At 74.1% G+C, this 20,380-nt stretch carries 17 protein-coding genes; 8 read left to right on the forward strand and 9 right to left on the reverse strand.

Translation table 11 applies throughout. The annotated features are described in order from the left end of the window. Nucleotides 1-84 precede the first annotated feature (84 nt). The 3 genes from acs to OCU29_RS04925 form a co-directional block, all read right to left on the reverse strand. Complete coding sequence (gene acs, locus OCU29_RS04915) at nucleotides 85-2,064, reverse strand: acetate--CoA ligase (RefSeq protein WP_261819021.1); 1,980 nt, start codon at nucleotides 2,062-2,064, stop codon at nucleotides 85-87. 102 nt (nucleotides 2,065-2,166) lie between these two features. Further along, nucleotides 2,167-3,840: a sodium:solute symporter family protein gene (locus tag OCU29_RS04920; RefSeq protein WP_179615127.1), complete on the reverse strand. Its 1,674-nt coding sequence runs from the start codon at nucleotides 3,838-3,840 to the stop codon at nucleotides 2,167-2,169. Continuing rightward, complete coding sequence (locus tag OCU29_RS04925) at nucleotides 3,837-4,115, reverse strand: DUF4212 domain-containing protein (protein ID WP_179615128.1); 279 nt, start codon at nucleotides 4,113-4,115, stop codon at nucleotides 3,837-3,839. The genes OCU29_RS04920 and OCU29_RS04925 overlap by 4 nt, the downstream gene beginning before the upstream one ends. Nucleotides 4,116-4,424: 309 nt before the next feature. Here OCU29_RS04925 and OCU29_RS04930 point away from each other — a divergent pair, with 309 nt between their 5' ends. After that, entirely contained in the window at nucleotides 4,425-4,868 is a 444-nt protein-coding gene (locus OCU29_RS04930) for a hypothetical protein (RefSeq protein ID WP_261819022.1), read from the forward strand. A 3-nt stretch (nucleotides 4,869-4,871) separates the two neighbouring features. Here OCU29_RS04930 and OCU29_RS04935 read toward each other — a convergent pair whose 3' ends face one another. After that, a complete protein-coding gene (locus OCU29_RS04935; RefSeq protein ID WP_261819023.1) occupies nucleotides 4,872-5,393 on the reverse strand; it encodes a metallophosphoesterase in 522 nt (173 codons plus the stop codon). A 211-nt stretch (nucleotides 5,394-5,604) separates the two neighbouring features. Between OCU29_RS04935 and OCU29_RS04940 the strand changes: the two genes are divergently transcribed. The 7 genes from OCU29_RS04940 to OCU29_RS04970 all read left to right on the forward strand — a co-directional run bounded on the left by OCU29_RS04940 (nucleotide 5,605) and on the right by OCU29_RS04970 (nucleotide 15,613). Beyond that, nucleotides 5,605-7,134 carry an MFS transporter gene (locus OCU29_RS04940; protein ID WP_261819024.1) on the forward strand — a complete coding sequence of 510 codons (1,530 nt, stop codon included), beginning with the start codon at nucleotides 5,605-5,607 and terminating at the stop codon, nucleotides 7,132-7,134. Beyond that, nucleotides 7,134-9,224, forward strand: coding sequence for a molybdopterin oxidoreductase family protein (locus OCU29_RS04945; protein ID WP_261819025.1), 2,091 nt, complete (start codon nucleotides 7,134-7,136; stop codon nucleotides 9,222-9,224). The genes OCU29_RS04940 and OCU29_RS04945 overlap by 1 nt, the downstream gene beginning before the upstream one ends. A 109-nt stretch (nucleotides 9,225-9,333) precedes the next feature. Then, the gene (locus tag OCU29_RS04950) at nucleotides 9,334-10,659 is read left to right on the forward strand and encodes an FAD-dependent oxidoreductase (protein ID WP_261819026.1); all 1,326 of its coding nucleotides are present in this window, start codon (nucleotides 9,334-9,336) and stop codon (nucleotides 10,657-10,659) included. Between the two features lie 112 nt (nucleotides 10,660-10,771). Further along, nucleotides 10,772-13,348, forward strand: coding sequence for a nitrite reductase large subunit NirB (nirB, locus tag OCU29_RS04955; protein WP_261819027.1), 2,577 nt, complete (start codon nucleotides 10,772-10,774; stop codon nucleotides 13,346-13,348). Next, the gene (nirD, locus tag OCU29_RS04960) at nucleotides 13,345-13,743 is read left to right on the forward strand and encodes a nitrite reductase small subunit NirD (protein WP_179615134.1); all 399 of its coding nucleotides are present in this window, start codon (nucleotides 13,345-13,347) and stop codon (nucleotides 13,741-13,743) included. Before nirB ends, nirD begins: the two co-directional genes overlap by 4 nt. A gap of 59 nt (nucleotides 13,744-13,802) precedes the next feature. After that, nucleotides 13,803-14,927 (forward strand): uroporphyrinogen-III synthase, encoded by a 1,125-nt coding sequence (locus OCU29_RS04965; RefSeq protein WP_261819028.1) that lies wholly within the window; start codon nucleotides 13,803-13,805, stop codon nucleotides 14,925-14,927. After that, complete coding sequence (locus tag OCU29_RS04970; protein WP_261819029.1) at nucleotides 14,924-15,613, forward strand: sirohydrochlorin chelatase; 690 nt, start codon at nucleotides 14,924-14,926, stop codon at nucleotides 15,611-15,613. The genes OCU29_RS04965 and OCU29_RS04970 overlap by 4 nt, the downstream gene beginning before the upstream one ends. Nucleotides 15,614-15,623: 10 nt before the next feature. Here OCU29_RS04970 and OCU29_RS04975 read toward each other — a convergent pair whose 3' ends face one another. From OCU29_RS04975 to OCU29_RS04995, 5 genes are all read right to left on the reverse strand, one after another. Beyond that, a complete protein-coding gene (locus tag OCU29_RS04975) occupies nucleotides 15,624-16,349 on the reverse strand; it encodes a fibronectin type III domain-containing protein (RefSeq protein WP_261819030.1) in 726 nt (241 codons plus the stop codon). Nucleotides 16,350-16,511: 162 nt separating this feature from the next. Next, nucleotides 16,512-17,270: an ABC transporter ATP-binding protein gene (locus OCU29_RS04980; protein ID WP_261819031.1), complete on the reverse strand. Its 759-nt coding sequence runs from the start codon at nucleotides 17,268-17,270 to the stop codon at nucleotides 16,512-16,514. After that, nucleotides 17,267-18,280, reverse strand: a complete 1,014-nt coding sequence (locus tag OCU29_RS04985; RefSeq protein ID WP_261819032.1) for an iron chelate uptake ABC transporter family permease subunit — start codon at nucleotides 18,278-18,280, stop codon at nucleotides 17,267-17,269. The genes OCU29_RS04980 and OCU29_RS04985 overlap by 4 nt, the downstream gene beginning before the upstream one ends. Next, a complete protein-coding gene (locus OCU29_RS04990; RefSeq protein WP_261819033.1) occupies nucleotides 18,270-19,199 on the reverse strand; it encodes an ABC transporter permease in 930 nt (309 codons plus the stop codon). The genes OCU29_RS04985 and OCU29_RS04990 overlap by 11 nt, the downstream gene beginning before the upstream one ends. A gap of 116 nt (nucleotides 19,200-19,315) precedes the next feature. Continuing rightward, on the reverse strand, nucleotides 19,316-20,278 hold the full coding sequence (locus tag OCU29_RS04995) for a siderophore ABC transporter substrate-binding protein (RefSeq protein WP_261819034.1): 963 nt from the start codon (nucleotides 20,276-20,278) through the stop codon (nucleotides 19,316-19,318). Between the last annotated feature and the right edge of the window lie 102 nt (nucleotides 20,279-20,380).

Here is a 20,380-nt window from a genome sequence, read left to right on the forward strand (position 1 = left end):
CCAGTTCCGCGCCGAGCCGGCGCCACTTCCCGCCCAGCGAGGGAAGTAGCGCCGGCTCGCGGAGGAAGTAGCGCCGGCTCGGGGCTACTCGTCGCTCTTGCCGGTGGAGGCCCCTGCGGCGATCAGGTCCATCACCGAGGAGTCGGCGAGGGTGGTGACGTCGCCGACGTCGCGGTGCTCGGCCACGTCGCGCAGCAGGCGGCGCATGATCTTGCCCGAGCGGGTCTTGGGCAGCTCGGGGACGATCATGATCTGGCGCGGCTTGGCGATCGGGCCGATCTCCTTGCGCACGTGGTTGCGCAGCTCCTCGACGATGTCGGCGCCGCCGTCGCCGGCCTCGTCGCGCAGGATGACGAACGCGCAGACCGCCTGGCCGGTGTCCTCGTCCTTGGCGCCCACGACCGCGGCCTCGGCGACCTTGGGGTGCGAGACCAGGGCGGACTCGATCTCGGTCGTCGAGAGGCGGTGGCCCGAGACGTTCATGACGTCGTCGACGCGGCCCAGCACCCACAGGTCGCCGTCGTCGTCGAGCTTGGCGCCGTCGCCGGCGAAGTAGTAGCCGAGCTTCTCGAAGCGCGACCAGTAGGTCTCCTTGAACCGCTCGTCGTCGCCCCAGATGGTGCGCAGCATGGCCGGCCACGGCTTGGTCAGCACCAGGTAGCCGCCGGCGCCGTTGCCGACCGGCTCGCCCTGCTCGTCGACGACCTCGGCGCTGACGCCGGGGATCGGGATCATCGCCGAGCCGGGCTTGCCGTGGGTCACGCCCGGCAGCGGGCTGATCATGATCTGGCCGGTCTCGGTCTGCCACCAGGTGTCGACGACCGGGGTGCGGTCGCCGCCGATGACGTGGCGGTACCAGACGTAGGCCTCGGGGTTGATCGGCTCGCCCACCGAGCCCAGCACCCGCAGGCTGGACAGGTCGTGCGCGTCGGGGATCTCGCGGCCCTGCTTCATGAAGGAGCGGATCGCGGTCGGGGCGGTGTAGAAGATCGAGACCTTCAGCTCCTCGACGATCTTCCACCAGCGCCCGCGCTCGGGGGAGTCGGGCGTGCCCTCGTAGAGCACCTGGGTCGCGCCGTTGGCCAGCGGGCCGTAGACGATGTAGGAGTGCCCGGTCACCCAGCCGATGTCGGCGGTGCACCAGTAGACGTCGTCGGGCTTGAGGTCGAAGACCGCCCAGTGCGTGTACGCCGCCCCGGTGAGGTAGCCGCCGGTGGTGTGCAGGATGCCCTTGGGCTTGCCGGTGGTGCCGGAGGTGTACATGACGTAGAGCGGGTGCTCGGCGTCGAAGGCCTCGGGGGTGTGCTCGGTCGAGGCGGCGTCGACGCTGTCGTGCCACCACACGTCGACGTCGTCGTCCCAGCCGTCGAGGTCCTGGCCGGTGCGGCGCACCACCAGCACCTTCTCGACCGTGTGGCCCAGCTCGGCGGCCTTGGTGCGGGCCTCGTCGACGGCGGGCTTGAGCGCCGAGGCGCTGCCGCGGCGGTAGCCGCCGTCGGCGGTCACCACCACCTTGGCCTGGCAGTCCTCCAGCCGCGAGGCCAGCGCGTCGGAGGAGAACCCGCCGAAGACCACGGTGTGCGGGGCGCCGATGCGGGCGCAGGCCAGCATCGCCACGACCGCCTCGGGGATCATCGGCATGTAGATCGCGACCCGGTCGCCGGTCCGCACGCCCAGGTCAACCAGGGTGTTGGCGGCCTGGCTGACCAGGTCCTTGAGCTCGGCGTAGGTGATGTCGCGGGTGTCGCCGAGCGGCTCGCCGACGAAGTGGAAGGCGACCTTGTCGCCGCGGCCGGCCTCGACGTGGCGGTCGACGCAGTTGTACGCCGCGTTGAGGCGCCCGCCCTCGAACCACTTGGCGAACGGCGGGTCGTCCCAGTTGAGCACCCGGTCCCAGGGGGTGGCCCAGTCCAGGCGCCCGGCCTGCTCGGCCCAGAAGCCCTCCGGGTCGCGCTCGGCCGCGGCGTACGCCTCGGCGGTGACGTTGGCGTTCGCCGCCAGGTCGGCCGGCGGCTCGAAGCGGCGGTCCTCCTTGAGCAGGTTCGACAGGGTCTCGTCGCTCACGTCTCTTCGTCTCCTTCGTCGGCGGGTGCGTGGTGGGGCCGTCGTCACACTAGGACGCCCGGGCCGGTGGGGGGAACGGCCCCACCGGCCACGGGTGCGTGCTCAGAGGTCGATCTCGCCCGCCTGGTGCTGGGCGACGAGCTTGGTCTTGCCGGGGTAGCGGATCTCCTCGACCAGCTCCTGCATGATCGGGGACGGCTTCGTGGTGAACTGCGAGACCACGATCGTGACCGTGAAGTTGATCAGCATGCCCACGGTGCCGAAGCCGGTCTCGGGGATGCCGAGGATGCCGTCGGAGTTCCCGTAGATGTCGATCGTCCAGATCATGTAGGCCAGCGTCACCGTCAGGCCGGTCAGCATGCCCGCCACCGCACCCTTGGCGGTGCAGTTCTTCCAGAAGATGCCGAGCACCAGGATCGGGAAGAAGCTGGCCGCCGCCAGCCCGAAGGCGAGCGCGACCACCTGGGCCACGAAGCCCGGCGGGTTGATGCCGAAGTAGCCGGCCACCAGGATCGCCCCGGCCATCGCGATGCGCCCGACCATCAGCTGCTTGGCCTCGGTCGCGGCCGGGTTGATCTTCTTGTAGTAGACGTCGTTGGCCACCGACGAGGAGATCACCAGCAGCAGGCCCGAGGCGGTCGAGAGGGCCGCTGCGAGCGCGCCGGCCGCGACCAGGCCGACGATCGGCGCCGGCAGGCCGCCGATCTCGGGGCTGGCCAGCACGATGATGTCGTTGTTGATGACCGTCTCGGTCGCGAAGTCGATGACCCCGTTGCCGTTGGCGTCGGTCGCCGAGACCAGGCCGACCTCCGACCAGGTGCTGAACCAGCCCGGCTCCGAGCCGATCGCGGTGCCCTCGAGGTCCTGGAGGATCTGCAGCTTGGTGAAGGCCGCCACCGACGGGGCGGTCGTGTAGAGCAGGGCGATGAAGAAGATCGCCCATAGTGCGCTGTAGCGGGCCGCGCGCACGCTCTTGGCGGTGTAGAAGCGCACGATGACGTGCGGCAGGCCCGCGGTGCCGAACATCAGCGCCGCGGTGATCAGCACCATGTTGGGCATCGAGGTCTGCGTGAAGGCTTCGGTGTACGCCGCCAGCCCGAGGTCCTGCTGCAGGCCGTCGAGCTCGGCGAGGATGTCGCCGAAGCCGATCTGGGGCACGGGGATGCCGGTGACCTTCGCGGACACCGCGAACGCCGGGATCATGTAGGCCACGATCAGCACGGAGTACTGCGCCACCTGGGTCCAGGTGATGCCCTTCATGCCGCCGAGCACGGCGTAGAAGAAGACGACCGTCATGCCGATGACGACGCCGGTGGTCGTGCCGACCCCCAGGAACCTGGTGAAGACCAGGCCGGCGCCGGCCATCTGGCCCGCGACGTAGACGAACGAGACGACGATCGCCGCGACCACGGCCACCAGCCGGGCGGTCTCGGAGTACCGGTCGCCCACGAAGTCGGGCAGCGTGTACTTGCCGAACTTGCGCAGGTACGGCGCCAGCAGCAGCGCCAGCAGCACGTAGCCGCCGGTCCAGCCGAGCAGGAAGACGCCACCGGCGTAGCCGTTGTAGGCGAAGGCCACGATGCCGGCCAGCGAGATGAACGACGCCGCGCTCATCCAGTCGGCGGCGATCGCGGCGCCGTTGGCCACGGCGGGGATGCCGCCGCCGGCGACGTAGAAGCCGGAGGTGGTGCTGACCCGGCTGGCGTAGGCGATGTAGATGTAGACGCTGAAGGTGATGACCGTGAAGATCAGCGTCCAGAGCTGGATGTCGCTCACGAGTGGTGCACCTCCTGCTCGTACTCCTCCACGCCGAACTCCGCGTCGAGCTTGTCCATGCGCCACACGTAGACCGCGATGATCGCGACGAACGTGATGATCGCCCCCTGCTGGGAGAACCAGAAGCCGAGCGGGAACCCGGCGACCACGATCTCGTTGAGCGGCTCCACGAACAGGATCCCGGCGCCGAACGACACCAGGGCCCAGATCGTCAGCAGCACGGCCATCAGCCGCACGTTGCGGCGCCAGTACTCCCGGCGCTGTGCGTCATCCATCGCTTCCTCCTCGTCTCGACGTCGCGTGAGGTGGACCACACGTCAGGTCGTCGAGACGGGATGCAAGCGCCTGGGTGGTGCCCGCCACAAGAGGCTGGCGTGACACCGGTCACAGTTTGCGACGAGCGGCCGGGTGGCTGCGACGAGCGGCGGGCGGACACCGTCGGAGGTCGCCACCAGCGGGCTCCGAGCGGCCTCGCCGACCGCTCGTCGCCGCGCGCCGACCGCTCGTCGCACGACGTACGACGCTCAGCGGGCGCCGGGCCGCTGCCCTGTCGTGACGTGGGTCACTCGTCGTAGCCTCCGAGCATGACCACCCGTGCCGGCGCTCCCGCCACCACCGCCCCGTCCGGCCCGCGACGCACCGCCGCCCGGCCGCGGCGCGGCGGCGAGCCGGGCCGCCGCAGCCTGCTCGGTGCCAGCCTGCTGGTGCTCTTCGGCTCCTTCATGCCGTGGGTCGACACCCCGCTCGGCACGGTCCTGGGCGGGCAGGGTGCCGGGCTGTGGACGTTCTACGCCTGCATGCTCGGCCTCGCCGGGGTGATGGTCCCGCTGCGCGGGTTGGCGGTGGCGCAGGCCGCGCTGCTGGGAGTCGTGGCGTTGGCGCTGCCGCTGTGGCAGGTGGGCCACCTGCTGAGCCTCGTGGGCACGGCGGGCTGGATGCCCGGTCCCGGCCTGGTGCTGGTGCTGGGCGGCGGCGTGCTGGCCTGCGTCAGCGCGGTGCGGCTGCACCGCGGACCGCGCGAGGCCTGAGCCTCACCCGCGACGCGGGACCCGCGGCGGGAGCCGGTGCAGGGTGACCTCGCCCAGCGCGCCGTCGTCGACCACTGCGGTCAGGTAGGTGCAGTGCGGCTGGCGGCGCCGGTCGGTGGGCGAGCCCGGGTTGAGCAGCCGCAGGCCACCGGGCGTCGTGGTGTCCCACGGGATGTGGCTGTGGCCGAAGACCAGCACGTCGAGGTGCGGGTAGGCCGCGTCGCAGCGCTGCTCGCGACCCTGCTTGGCCCCGGTCTCGTGCACCACCCCCAGGCGCAGCCCCTCGACCTCGGCCTCGGCCACCAGCGGCAGCCGCTCGCGCAGCACCCCGTGGTCGTTGTTGCCGTGCACCGCCACCAGGCGCGCGCTGCGCGCCTCGAGCTCGTCGAGCAGGGCCACGTCGACCCAGTCGCCGGCGTGGACGACGACGTCGGCCTCGTCGACGGCCGCCCACACCTCCTCGGGCAGCGCCTTGGCGCGCAGGGGGAGGTGGGTGTCGGCGATGATCAGCAGTCGGGTCGGCACCGCCCCAGTGTGCGCCGCCCCGATGTGCGCCGTGCCGGGGTGTGCCGTGCCGACGGTGAGGTCGTGAGCGGCGTGAGGCCGTGAGCGGAAGTTGACGGAAGCGACGCGCCAGACGCACGCGGGCTGAAACCTGCGCTCGGGAGGCTGGCGGCACGCCGGTCACCGACTGGTCGGCGCGCACCCGTCCCGTGCTCCTCCGAGGAGAACCGCCATGACCACCCTGCAGCCCACACCCCCCGCCGCGGCGCCGCCAACCAGCCCAGCCAGCCAGGCCGGCCCGGCCCCCACCACGCCGGCACGGCGCACCCGGCGCTGGATCGACGACTGGCGCCCGGAGGAGCCGGACTTCTGGGAGGGCGGCGGCAAGCAGGTCGCGCGCCGCAACCTCGGCTGGTCGATCTTCGCCGAGCACCTCGGCTTCTCGGTGTGGCTGATCTGGAGCGTGTCGGCCGCGATGCTGGGCAGCCGCTTCGGCTACAGCCCCCAGCAGCTGTTCTTCCTGGTCGCGGCACCCAACCTGGTCGGCGCGCTGATCCGGATCCCCTACACCTTCGCGGTGCCCCGCTTCGGTGGCCGCAACTGGACGGTGGCCAGCGCGCTGCTGCTGCTGGTGCCCACCGTGCTGTTCGTGGTGGCCGTCCAGCACACCGGCACGCCGTACTGGGTGATGGTGCTGATCGCGGCCACCGCCGGGCTCGGCGGCGGCAACTTCGCCTCCTCGATGGCCAACATCAACGCCTTCTACCCCGCCGACAAGAAGGGCGCCGCGCTCGGCCTCAACGCCGCGGGCGGCAACATCGGCGTGGCGGTCATCCAGTTCGCGCTGCCGGTGATCGTGGGCGGGGCCGGGGTCTTCGGGCTGGTGCAGGCCGCCGAGGGTGGCATCCACCTCGAGCGGGCCGGCTGGGCGTACGTCGCCCTGGCCGTGGCCGCCGCGCTGGGCGCCTACTTCTTCATGGACAACCTCGGCACCGCCACCGGCTCGACCCGCGAGAGCGCCGCGGTGCTGCGCCGGCCGCAGACCTGGGTGATGAGCTTCCTCTACATCGGGACCTTCGGCTCCTTCATCGGCTACTCCGCGGCGATGCCGCTGCTGATCAAGGTGAACTTCTCGGTCGTCGACCCGGCGAGCGGAGCGGTCACCGGCGGCATCAACTTCGTCTTCTACGCCTTCCTCGGCGCCCTCGTCGGCTCCTTCACCCGGCCCTTCGGCGGCTGGCTGGCCGACCGCTTCGGCGGCGCCCGGGTGACCCTCGCGGCGTTCGGCGCGATGATCGCCGCGACCTGCGCGGTGCTGTGGACGCTGAGCCAGGTGGTGGCCAACCCCACGGGCGACAGCGCCGTGGCCGACGCCAACTCGTCGTGGTTCCCGCTCTTCCTGGCCTTCTTCCTGTGCGTCTTCGCCGCCACCGGCGTCGGCAACGGCTCGGCCTACCGGATGATCCCGACGATCTGGCGCCACCAGCACACCGCGGGCACCGCGGCCGGCACCCCCGAGCACCGTGCCGCGCTGCTGCGGGCGACCAAGGAGTCCTCGGCGGCGGTCGGCATCATCGGCGCCGCCGGCGCGATCGGCGGGTTCCTGATCCCGATGATGTTCGGGGCGCCGTGGATCGCCGACCCGCTCGCGGCCGTGCAGACCGCCTTCGTGCTCTTCATCTCCTACTACGTGCTCTGTGCGCTGGTGACCTGGTCGACCTACGTCCGGCGCGGCGCCCCGCTCGCGGCGGCCCGCGCCTGATGCCCGGCGCGGCGCCCCCGCAGGGGACCCGGACCCACTGCCCCTACTGCTCGCTGCAGTGCGGCATGACCCTCACCGGCTCCGGCCGCGGCGGGACGCGCCTGGAGGTGCAGCCGTGGGAGGAGTTCCCGGTCAACGAGGGGGCGCTGTGCCGCAAGGGGTGGACCGCCGGCGGGCTGACCGGGAGCCGCGAGCGGCTGACCACGCCGCTGCTGCGCGACCGGGCCACCGGCGAGCTGCGGGCGGCCTCCTGGGACGAGGCGCTCGACCTGGTCGCGGCCCGGCTCGACGACCTGCGCGCGGAGCACGGCGCCGACGCGATCGGGGTCTTCGGGGGCGGCGGGCTGACCAACGAGAAGGCCTACCAGCTCGGCAAGCTGGCCAGGGTCGCGATCGGCACCAGCCAGATCGACTACAACGGGCGCTGGTGCATGAGCTCGGCGGCCTCGGCCGCCACCCGCACCTTCGGGATCGACCGGGGGCTGCCCTTCCCGCTGGCCGACGTCGAGCAGGCCGACGTCGTGGTCCTGGTCGGGTCCAACCTGGCCGAGACCATGCCGCCGGCGGCGCGCCACCTCGACCGGCTGCGCCAGCGGGGCGGCAAGGTCGTGGTGGTCGACCCCCGCCGCACCCCGACCGCCGACCTCGCCGACCTGCTGGTGCAGCCGGTGCCGGGCGGCGACCTCGCGCTGGCCCTGGGCGTGCTGCACCTGCTGGTCGCCGGCGGCCACGTCGACACGGCGTACGTCGAGGCGCGCACCCGGGGCTGGGAGGCGCTCGCCGACTCCGTCGCGGGCTGGTGGCCCGAGCGCGTCGAGCGGGTCAGCGGGGTGGCGGTCGCCGAGCAGCGGTCCCTGGTCGACCTGCTGGCCGGGGCGGGTCGCGTCGTCGTGCTCACCGCGCGCGGCGCGGAGCAGCACGCGCAGGGCTCCGACACCGTGCTGGCCTGGATCAACGTGGCGCTGGCGCTCGGGATGCCCGGCCGTCCGCACGCCGGCTACGGCTGCCTGACCGGGCAGGGCAACGGGCAGGGCGGCCGCGAGCACGGCCAGAAGGCCGACCAGCTGCCCGGCTACCGGATGATCGACGACCCGGCGGCCCGGGCCCACGTGGCGGGCGTGTGGGGGGTCGAGCCCGAGTCGCTGCCCGGCCGGGGGCGCTCCGCCTACGAGATGCTCGACGCGCTCGGCACGCCGACGGGGCCCCGCGCGCTGCTGGTGATGGGCTCCAACATCGTGGTCTCGGCGCCCCGGGCCACGCGGGTGGCCGACCGGCTCGCCGCGCTCGACCTGCTGGTCGTCTGCGACCTGGTGCTCTCGGAGACGGCCGCCCTGGCCGACGTGGTGCTGCCGGTCACCCAGTGGGCCGAGGAGACCGGCACCATGACCAACCTCGAGGGCCGGGTGGTGCTGCGCCGCCAGGCCCGCCCGGTGCCCGAGGGCGTGCGCTCCGACCTCGAGGTGATGGCGGGCCTGGCCCAGCGGCTGGGCTCGCCGGTCGAGCTGTCCACGGACCCCGAGGAGGTCTTCGCCGAGCTCGGCCGGGCCTCGGCGGGCGGCGTCGCCGACTACAGCGGCATCACCTACGCGCGCATCGAGGCCGAGCACGGCGTGTTCTGGCCCTGCCCCTCGACCGAGGGGGCGCCGCACCCGGGCACCCCGCGCCTCTTCGCCGAGCGCTTCGCCACCGCCGACGGGCGGGCCCGGCTGCACCCCGTCGACCACCGCGGCCCGGCCGAGCCGCCCGACGCCGACTACCCGCTGCACCTGACCACCGGCCGGGTCCTGGCGCAGTACCAGTCGGGCGCGCAGACCCGGCGCATCGCCGCCCTGCCCGACCCGGGACCGTTCGTCGAGATGCACCCCCAGCTCGCGGCCCGCCTCGGCGTCGCCGACCGGATGCTCGTCGAGGTCGCCACCCGGCGCGGCACCCTGCGCGCCCCCGCCCGGGTCGTGGCCACGATCCGGCCCGACACCGTGTTCGTGCCCTTCCACTGGCTGGGGGTCAACCGGCTCACCAACGACGCGCTCGACCCGGCCAGCCGGATGCCCGAGTTCAAGGTCTGCGCCGCGCGCGTGGGTGTCGCATGAGCCCCGAGCGGCTCGTCGTGGTCGGTCACGGCATGGCCGCGACCCGGCTGGTCGAGCAGCTCGTCGCCGGCGCGTACGCCGGACGGGTCACGGTGCTGGGGACGAGCCGGTGCCGGCGTACAACCGCATCCTGCTCTCGGCGGTGCTCGAGGGCACCCACGCCGACAGCGCGATCACGCTGCGCCGCGCCGAGTGGTACGCCGAGCACGGCGTCGACCTGCGCCTGGGCAGCCGGGTGCTGGCGATCGACCGCGAGCACCGCGACGTGATGCTCGTCGACGGCACCGTCGTGCCCTTCGACCGCCTCGTGCTGGCCACCGGCTCGCTGCCCACCCTGCCGCCCGTGCGGGGGCTGGTCACCGCCGAGGGCCGGCTGCACCCCGCGGTGCACGCCTTCCGCTCGCTGGCCGACTGCGCGCGACTGCTCGAGGCCGTGCCCGGGGCCCGCCGCGCCGTGGTCGTCGGCGGCGGGCTGCTGGGGCTGCAGGTCGCCCGCGCGCTCTCGGTGCGCGGGGTGGCGACCGAGGTCGTGGAGGGCGCCGAGCACCTGCTCTCGCGGCAGGTGGGTGCGGGCGCCGGAGCGGTCCTGGCACGCAGCCTGCGCCGGCTCGGCACCACGGTCTACACCGGCGCCCGGGCGGTGCGGCTGGTCGAGCCGACCTCCGGCGAGGGCGTCACCGGGGTGCGCCTCGACAACGGCGTCGTGCTCGACACCGACCTCGTCGTCCTCACCGCGGGCGGACGGCCGGCGACGTCGCTGGCCCGCGCCGCCGGCCTGGCGGTGCGCCGCGGGGTCGTGGTCGACGACCACCTGACCTCGCCCACCGACCCCGCCGTGCACGCCATCGGCGACTGCGCCGAGCACCGCGGCGCCACCACCGGCTTCGTGCCCCCGGCCTGGGACCAGGCCACGGTGCTGGCCCGGCGCCTCTGCGGCGACGACGTCGAGCACGCCGGGTCGCGCGGGGTGGCCCGGCTGCGGGCCACCGGCCTCGACGTGGCGGTGCTCGGCGACCCGGTCGGCGCCGAGGGCGAGGTGGTCGAGGTGACCAACCCCGTGGTGGGCAAGCACTCGCGGCTCGTGGTGCGCGACGGCGTCGTCGTGGCCGCCGCGCTGGTCGGCGACCTGTCGCGCGTCGGCCTGATCACCCAGCACTACGACCGCGGCACCGTGCTCGGCCCGCACGAGCCCGGGCAGCTGCTGCTGCCCGAGCAGGGGGCCGCGGCACCCACGGCCGACGCGCTGCCCGACGACGTCGAGGTCTGCGCCTGCGCCGGCGTGAGCGCCGGGCGGCTGCGGGCCTGCGCCGACCTCGCGCAGGCGCGCGAGCAGACCCGGGCCACCACCGGCTGCGGGTCCTGCACCGCGACCTGCGCCCAGCTGGTGGGCACCGCCGCGGCCGACCCCGCCTGTGAGGTCGTGCGGACAAAGTGACACGACGTGATCGACGAGGTCATCGCGGGGCAACGTCGCCGGCCCACTGTGGTCGAGCAGTCCCGCACCACCCGAGCCCCGCCCCGGGCACCGCACCCGTGAGGGAGAACCGATGACGAGCACCACCCCCCGCCCCCGCCTGGTCGTGGTCGGCCACGGCATGGTCGGCCACCGCCTCGTGCAGGCCGCCGTCGAGCGCGGGCTGAGCGCCACGCACGACATCGTCGTGGTCGGCGAGGAGCCGCGGCCGGCCTACGACCGGGTCGCGCTGACGTCGTACTTCGCCGCGAGCGGGCCCGAGGAGCTCTCCCTGCTGCCCTCCGGCTCCTACGACGACCCCGCGGTCGAGCTGCTGCTCGGCACCGAGGTGACCGCGCTCGACCGGGCCGCCCGCACGGTGGCGCTCTCCGACGGCCGGGTGCTGGGCTACGACCAGCTGGTGCTGGCCACGGGCGCGGCGCCCTTCGTGCCACCCGTGCCGGGCCACGCCCTCGACGGCTGCTTCGTCTACCGCACCATCGAGGACCTCGACGCGATCCGGGCCGCGGCCGGCCCGGCCACGGCGGGCGTCGTGGTGGGCGGCGGCCTGCTGGGCCTCGAGGCCGCCAACGCGCTGGTGCAGCTGGGGCTCGAGACCCACGTGGTCGAGATGGCGCCCCGGCTGATGCCGGTGCAGCTCGACGAGGCCGCCGGCGCCACGCTGGTGCGCCACGTCGAGGGCCTCGGCGTGCAGGTGCACACCGGCGTGGCCACCGAGTCGGTGAGCGGCACCGACCGCGTCGACGGCCTCGTCCTGGCCGGCGGGGCACGGGTCGAGGCCCAGGTGGTGGTCTTCTCGGCCGGCATCCGCCCGCGGGACGCGCTGGCGCGCGCGGCCGGGCTCGAGGTCGCCGAGCGCGGCGGGGTGCTGGTCGACGAGCAGTGCCGCAGCAGCGACGAGCGGATCTGGGCCGTCGGCGAGTGCGCCGCGCCCGGCGGGCGGATGTACGGCCTGGTCGCGCCCGGCTACGACATGGCCGAGGTGGTCGTCGACGCGCTGCTCGGCGGGGCGGGGCGCTTCGTGGGCGCCGACATGTCCACCAAGCTCAAGCTCCTCGGGGTCGACGTGGCCTCCTTCGGCGACGCGTTCGCCACCACCGAGGGCGCCCTCGAGCTGGTCTTCTCCGACGCCGTCGCCGGGCTCTACAAGAAGCTGGTGGTCAGCGACGACGGGCGGCGCCTGCTCGGCGGGATCCTCGTCGGCGACGCGTCGGCGTACGGCGTGCTGCGGCCGATGGTGGCCAGCGGGATCGACCTGCCCGACAACCCCGAGGAGCTGATCCTGCCGCCGGGCCGCGGCGGTGCGGCGACCGGCGTCGCGTCCCTGCCGCCCGAGGCCCAGGTCTGCTCCTGCAACAACGTCACCAAGGCCGCCCTGCTCGAGCGGCTCGACCAGGCGCACCCGGGCCCCGACGGGGCCGAGCACCACTGCGAGGACGTCGCCGCCCTCAAGGCCTGCACCGGCGCCGGCAGCACCTGCGGCTCGTGCGTGGGCACCGTCAAGGCGCTCGTCGAGGACCACTTCGCCGCCCAGGGCCGCGAGGTCAGCCGGGCCCTGTGCGAACACTTCGCGCTCTCGCGCGCCGAGCTCTTCGACGTGGTGGCGATCCACGGCTACCGCAGCTTCGACGAGGTGGTCGCCGCCCACGGCACCGGCCGCGGCTGCGACGTGTGCAAGCCGACCGTCGCCTCGGTGCTGGCCAGCCTGGTCAACGAGCACGTGCTGGGCGAGCAGCGCGCGGTCCTCCAGGACACCAACGACGCGTTCCTGGCCAACATCCAGCGCAACGGCAGCTACTCCGTGGTCCCGCGCATCCCGGGCGGCGAGATCACCCCCGACAAGCTCATCGTGATCGGCGAGGTGGCCCGCGACCACGGGCTCTACACCAAGATCACCGGCGGCCAGCGCATCGACCTCTTCGGGGCGCGCGTCGAGGAGCTGCCCGTGATCTGGCGCCGCCTCGTCGACGCCGGCTTCGAGTCCGGGCACGCCTACGGCAAGTCGCTGCGCACGGTGAAGTCGTGCGTCGGCTCGACGTGGTGCCGCTTCGGGGTGCAGGACTCGGTGCAGATGGCCATCGACCTCGAGCTGCGCTACCGGGGGCTGCGCTCTCCCCACAAGCTCAAGGGCGGGGTCTCGGGCTGCGCCCGCGAGTGCGCCGAGGCCCGGTCGAAGGACTTCGGGGTGATCGCGACCGAGAAGGGCTGGAACCTCTACGTCGGCGGCAACGGCGGGGCCACCCCGGCGCACGCCCGGCTGCTGGCCGGTGACCTCGACGACGAGACGCTGGTGCGCTACCTGGACCGCTACCTCATGTACTACGTGCGCACCGCGGACCGGCTGCAGCGCACGGCGCCGTGGCTCGACTCCCTCGAGGGCGGGCTCGACCGGCTCCGCGAGGTGGTCGTCGACGACGTGCTCGGCCTGGGCAGCGAGCTCGAGGCCGCCATGGCCCGCCACGTCGCGACGTACGTCGACGAGTGGTCGGCGGTGCTCGACGACCCCGACAAGCTCGCCCGCTTCGTCTCCTTCGTCAACGCGCCCGAGACCCCCGACCCGGCCGTCTCCTTCGGCACGGTGCGCGAGCAGATCGTGCCCAACGGGCCGGTCGACCTGGGGGCCACCATCCCGGTGGGGGCACCGGCATGACCACCTCCACGAGCACCTCCACGAGCACCTCCACGAGCGCGGGGCCGGACGAGCTGCTCTGGGTGCCCGTCTGCCCGCTGGACGCGCTGGCCCGCGAGGCCGGCGTGCCGGCGCTGGTGCGCGGCGAGGCGGTCGCGGTCTTCCGCACCCACGACGACCAGGTGCACGCGCTGTCCAACATCGACCCGGTCACCGGGGCGTCGGTGCTCTCGCGTGGGATCATCGGGACACGCGGCGACGAGGTGTTCGTGGCCTCGCCGCTGCACAAGGAGCACTACGCGCTGCGTGACGGCCGGTGCCTCGACGACCCGACCCTGCGGGTCGCCGCCTACGACACCCGTGTCGTCGACGGAGAGGTCCAGGTCGGCGGGCGGCGCCCCGAGTGCCCGCAGTGACCTCCGGGAGGGCCCTGGCACCAGGCTCCGGCCCGGACGCCGAGGAGAGGGCCGAGGAGATGGACGAGTCCGGGGGCGGCAGCCTCGACGGCTTCCGCATCGGCGTCACCGCCTCGCGCAAGGTCGAGGAGCAGGTCGCGCTGATCGAGCGCCGCGGCGCCGAGGTCGTGTGGGCCCCGGCGCTCTCCGACGACCCCACCCGGGTCGACGACGCCGCGCTGCGCCGGGCCACCGAGGCCGTCATCGCCCAGCCGCCGGACCTCTTCCTCGCCACCACCGGGGTCGGCATGAAGGCGTGGCTGCGCGCGGCCGAGTCGTGGGGGCTGCGCGAGGACCTCGTGGCGGCGCTGCGCCCGGCCGAGATCCTGGCCCGCGGCCCCAAGAGCGTCGGCGCCCTGCGCGGCGCCGGGCTGCGCGAGCTGTGGTCGCCGGAGTCGGAGCTCTTCGAGGACGTGCTCGACCACCTGCGCGGGCGCGACCTCGCCGGCCGGCGGATCGTGGTGCAGGAGCACGGCCAGTCGCTCTCGATGGTGGCCCACGCCCTGCGCCGCCAGGGGGCCGTCGTCGACGTGGTCACCGTCTACCGCGTGGTGGGCGCCGACGACCCGACGCCGATGTTCCGCCTGGTCGACCAGATCGCCGACGGCCAGGTGCACGCCGTCACCTTCACCGCCGCGCCGGCGGTCGCGGCGCTGCTCGACGCCGCCGCGTCGGTGGGGCGGCGCGACGACGTGGTCAGCGCCTTCCAGGCCGACGTGCTCGCCGTGTGCGTCGGCCCGGTCACGGCCGCGGCCTTCGAGCTGTGGGGCGTGCCCACCGTCTACCCCGAGCGCTCCCGCCTGGTGGCGATGGTCAAGCTGCTGGCCAGCGAGCTGCCCTCGCGCCGCTCCGGCCTGGCCGTCGAGCTGGTCGGCGGCCACCAGCTGCTCCTGCACGGCGACAGCGTCCTGCTCGACGGCGCCGAGGTGCGGCTCTCGCCCGCCCCGGCCTCGGTGCTGCAGGCCCTGGTCGCCAACCCCGGCAACGTCGTGTCGCGGCGCGCCCTGCTGGCGATGCTGCCCAGCGGCACCGCCGGCTCCGAGCACGCCGTCGAGATGGCGGTCGCCCGCCTGCGCGCCGCCCTCGGCACCCGCACCGTGCAGACCGTCGTCAAGCGCGGCTACCGCCTCGCGGTCGAGCCGTGAGCCGGACGCCGCTGCTGGTCACCGTCGCCCACGGCACCCGCCGCGCCGGCGGCAACGAGACCGCGCGGCGCCTGACCGCCACGGCGGCCGAGCGGCTCGGGGTGCCCGCCACGGCGGCGTACGTCGAGCTGAGCGAGCCGCTGCTCGCCGACGTGGTCGCCGGGCTGACCGCGCCGGCGGTGGTGGTGCCGCTGCTGCTCTCGACCGGCTTCCACGTGCGCCAGGACCTGCCCGAGGCCTGCGCCGGTGCGCCGCCGGGGGTGCCGGTCGACCTGGGGCGGCCCCTGGGGCCCGACCCGCTGCTGGCCCGCGCCCAGGTCGACCGGCTGGTCGAGGCGGGCGCCCAGCCGGGCTCGCCGCTGGTGATGGTGGCCGCGGGCTCCACCGACCTGCTCGCCTGGCGGGACCTGCGCGGGGCCACCCGGCTGCTGGCCGAGGCGTGGGGCGGGCGCGTGCGGCTCACGACCCTCTCCGGCTACGGACGCCGCCCGGAGACCGTGCTGCGCGCCGGCGACGCGGTGTCGACGTACCTGCTCTCGCCGGGGCTGTTCTCGCGCAAGGTGCGCGACGTCGCCGAGGCCGCCGGGGCGGTCGCCTGCGCCGACGTCCTGGCCGAGCACCCGCTGGTGGTCGACCTCGTGGTCGAGCGCGCCCGCGACCTGCTGGCGCAGCCGGGCCGGCCCTGACCGGGCGACCTCAGGGGCGACGCAGGTAGACCCGCACCCGGGCGGCCCGTCCCTCGCCACGGCCGTTGGTGGCCCGCACCCGGAAGGTGTGCCACCCGGGCCGCAGGCCGTCCCAGACGAGCTGGGTCCGCGGGCTGTCGGGGATCCAGCCCTGGGTGGTGCGGTCCTCGCCGCCGTGCCGGACCCGGTAGGTGTGCACGGGCGACCCGTGCGGCTCGGCCCCGCCGTGCCAGCGCACGACGACCTCCCCGCGGCGCGGCCGCGCCTTGGCGCGCAGGTCCTGGGGTCGACCGGGCGCCTCGGCGCCGATCACGGTCGTGGTCCGCGAGCTCTCGTTGCCGGCGAGGTCGCGCGCGTAGAAGGTCACCTGGTGCGTGCCCTGCGGCACGCCGACGACCATCGCGTAGTCGACCGGCTCGATCGTGTCCTGCCCGGGCGCCATGAACGAGCCGTGCGGCACGAAGCCGGACCCGTCGTCGTACTCGTGCTCGCCGACCGGCTCGCCGTCGAGCAGCGCGCCGAGGACGGCCAGGTCGTCGCCCTCGTCGAGCCACCCGGCGACGTACGCCGCCTCGAGCTGGCAGGGCTCGGACCCGGGGCAGGGGTCGAGGTCGATCCGCGGCGCGTCGGTGTCGGCAGGGGGCTGCTGCGCCGCGACGGCCACCGGGCCGAGCAGCGGCAGCACGGTCGCGGTGGCGCACAGGAGCAGGGCAGCGGGGAGGGTCCGAGATCGCACGGTGCGATCCTCCCACGGCCGGCGTGTGCGGGGTCGTGGTTTCGGTCGTGGTCCCGGTCGTGGTCCCGGTCGTGGTCCCGGTCGTGTGGCCACGGACGCGCCCAGGCGCGTCCACAGGCCACGACCCGGGCCACGACCCGGGCCACGACCCGGGCCACGACCTCAGCCGTAGTGGACCGCCACCCGGTGCCCGCGCACCGTCTCGACGTGCACGTCGACGCCGTACAGCCCGCGCAGCACCTCGGGGGTGACGACCTGCGCGGGCGGGCCCTGCGCCACCACCCGGCCCCCGGCCATGGCGACGATCTCGTCGGACCAGCGGGAGGCGAAGTTGATGTCGTGCAGCACCACCACGACGCGGGTGCCCAGGGTGTCGGCGGCGGTGCGCAGCATCCGCATGATGGCCACGGCGTGGGTCAGGTCGAGGTTGTTCAGCGGCTCGTCGAGCAGCAGGTACTCCGTCTGCTGGGCCAGGGTCATCCCGATGAAGGCACGCTGGCGCTGGCCGCCGGAGAGCTGGTCGAGGAAGCGGTGGGCGAGCCCCGTGAGGTCGAGCCGGGCGAGCACGTCGTCGACGACCGCGACGTCCTCGGTGGTCGGTCGCCCCCGTGAGTGCGGGAAGCGGCCGAAGGAGACCAGGTCGCGCACGGTCAGCCGGGCCGCGAGGTCGTGCTCCTGGCGCAGCACCGCCAACCGGGTCGCCAGCTCGCGCGAGCCGGCGCGGTGCACGTCGAGGTCGTCCACGTGGGCCGTGCCCCGCTCGGGGCGCAGCAGCCGCGCCACCACCGAGAGCAGGGTGGACTTGCCGGCACCGTTCGGGCCGATCAGGGCGGTGACGCCCGCAGTCGCGAGGTCGAGGGTGACGTCGTCAACGACGGCTGCGTCGTCGTACTGCTTGGTGAGCGAGCGGACGGTGATCACCGGCGGGACCTCCTGAGGACCAGGGCGAGGAAGAGCACGCCGCCGGCGAAGTCGATGATGATCGACAGGCCGGTGGCGTAGGAGAACACGCGCTCGAGGAGCAGCTGGGCCAGCACCAGCGTCACCACCCCGAGCGCGGCGGCGGTGGGCAGGCTGTGGCGGTGCCGGTGCCCCACGAGGCGGTAGGCCAGGTGGGCCACGAGCAGGCCGAAGAACGTGATCGGCCCGACGAGTGCGGTCGAGACCGAGACCAGGACCGCCACGGCCACCAGCACGCCCATCACGGTGCGCCGGTGGTCGACGCCCAGGCTGGTCGCGACCTCGCGACCCAGCGCCAGCACGTCCAGCGTGCTGCGCAGGCGCCACACGGCCGCCACCGTCAGGGCCACGGCCAGCGCGGAGATCCCCAGCAGGGTCTCGTCGACGGTGTTGAAGGAGGCGAAGAAGGAGTCCTGCAGCACCGCGAACTGGGTCGGGTCGAGCATCCGCTGCAGCAGGCTGGTCACCGAGCGCAGGAGCGTGCCGACCACGATGCCCACGAGCACCAGCACGTGCAGGTCGCGGCGGGCGCCGACGAAGAGCCACTGGCTGAGCAGGGCCACCACCACGACCATCACCGTCGTCTCGACGACCCACAGGACACGGGCGCCGTCGGTGCCGGTGACCGCGTTCTCGCTGGTGCCCACCGAGAACACCACCAGGGTCGCGACCAGCAGGTGCAGCGCGTCGAAGCCCATGATGCCGGGGGTCAGGATCGTGTTGGCCGTGACCGTCTGGAAGAGCACCGTCGAGACCGCCACGGCGACGGCCACCAGGGCCAGCGTCGCGACCTTGCGCACCCGCAGCTCCAGCACGTACTCCCAGGCCGGGGGCAGGTCCCACAGCACGAACGCCGCGCAGACCGCCAGCGCCGCGACCGCGCTCAGCGCCGTCGCGGCCCGGGCGCGGTGCTCGTGGGTGGCCCGCGGGGCCGGGTCGTACGCGGCCGCGGGTGCGTTCTCAACCGACACGGGAGGACCCCTTGAGGAGGAGCACCAGGAACACCACGCTGCCCACGACGCCGACGACCACGCCCAGGGGGATCTCGTAGGGGTGGCGCAGCGTGCGGCCCAGGACGTCGCAGACCAGCACGAACCCGGCGCCGACGAGGGCCACCCAGGGGATGCTGCGGCGCACGTGGTCGCCGAGGAACAGCCGGACCACGTTGGGCACCACCAGGCCCAGGAACGGGATGACCCCGGCGGTCGTCACGACCACGGCGCTGACCAGCGCCACCACCACGAGACCGGTCATCAGCACGCGCCGGTGGTCGACGCCGAGACCGGTCGCGACCTCGGCGCCCAGGCCGGCGATCGTGAAGCGGTCGGCGACCACCCAGGCGACCACGGCCAGCACGCCGGCGACCCAGAGCAGCTCGTAGCGACCGCGCAGGATCCCCGAGAAGTCGGCGGTGGTCCACGCGAGCAGCGACTGCACCAGGTCGTGGCGGTAGGCCACGAAAGAGGCGGCCGCGCCCACCACCCCGCCGAACATCAGGCCCACCAGCGGCACCATCACCGGCGAGCGCAGCGGCATCCGGCTCAGCAGCAGCAGGAACACGGCGGTGCCGGCCAGCGCGAAGAGGCTGGCCACCCCGGCCTTGGCGATCAGCGGCAGCCCCGGCGCGAACAGCATCACCGCGACCAGGCCCAGGGTGGCGGAGTCGACGGTGCCCGCGGTGCTGGGGTCGACGAACCTGTTGCGCACCAGCACCTGCATGATCAGCCCGGCGATCGAGAGGGACACCCCGGCCAGCACCAGTGCGGTGGTGCGCGGGCCGCGGCTGACCGCGACCAGCTCCCACGCGTCGGGCTCGCCGCGCAGCAGTGCGGCGGGGGACACGTCGCTGACCCCGACGAACAGGCTGACCAGGGCCAGCGCCGCCACCACGACGGCGCCGAGCAGCAGCGGGCCGGCGCCGGACCGCCGGCCCCGGCCGGCACGGCGTACCGCGTCGACCGGGGCCGGTGGGGGCGGGGCGGTGGCCAGCGACCCGGGTGCTGCGCTCAGGACGCGATCCCGTCGGCCACGTCGGAGACCATCGTGCGGGTGGCGGTCAGGCCGCCGCTGACGATGTACCAGGCCAGCGGGTCGAGCTGCACGACCTGGTCCTGCGACCACGCGGTGGTGCGCGCCACCAGGGCGTTGTCGAGCACCTGCTCGGCCGACTCGCCCGAGGTCTCGCCGATGGCGACGTCGCGGTCGACCACGAAGAGCCAGTCGGGGTCGGCCTCGGCGACGAACTCGAAGGAGACCGGTTCGCCGTGGGTGGCGGAGTCGATGTCGACGGCCGGCTCGACGCCCAGCACGTCGTGGACCAGGCCGAAGCGCGAGCCGGCGCCGTACGCCGAGACCTCGCCGGCCGACGTCATCACGATGAGGCCGGTGCCTGCCTCGGCGCCCGCGGCGCGGGTCTGCTCGACCTCGGCCTCGAGGTCGGCGAGCGCCTGCTCGGCGGCGTCCTCCTCGCCGAGGACCGCGGCCAGCGACCGCACGTTGCGCTCGACCGAGCCCAGGTAGTCGCTCTCGTCGACGGACAGGTCGATGGTCGGGGCCAGCTCCTCCAGGTCGGGCATCGCCTCCAGGCTCCGCCCGGTCACGATGATCAGGTCGGGGTCGATCTCGGCGACGGCCTCGAAGTCGGGCTCGAAGAGGCTGCCGATGACCGGCGCGTCGTCGTACGCCGACAGGTAGTCGGGCAGCGCGAACTCGGGGACGCCGGCCACCTCGCCGCCCAGCGTGTCGATGGTGTCGAGGACGCCGATGTCGAAGGTGAGGACGCGCTCGGGGTCCTGCGGCACCTCGACGGGCCCCCGGGCGGTCTCGATGGTGACGGTGGCGCCGCCGGCGTCGGTCGCGGTCTCCTCGGAGCCGCCGCAGGCGGTCAGGGCCAGGGCGGCGGGCAGGGCGAGGGTGGCCAGGGCGAGCGAGGTCGGCCGGGGACGGCGCAGGTGCATCGGGGACTCCATCTTAAGAGGTGAGGCTTACCTAAGTAAGGCTACCCTCAGTGAAGCCGGGGTGTGCGAGGGGTCCCACCACGTGGCCTGGGTCGTGGCCTGGGTCGTGGCCTG

The sequence above is a fragment of the Nocardioides sp. OK12 genome, from assembly GCF_024341885.1.
In the GTDB taxonomy this organism is placed as follows: Bacteria; Actinomycetota; Actinomycetes; order Propionibacteriales; family Nocardioidaceae; genus Nocardioides; species Nocardioides marinisabuli.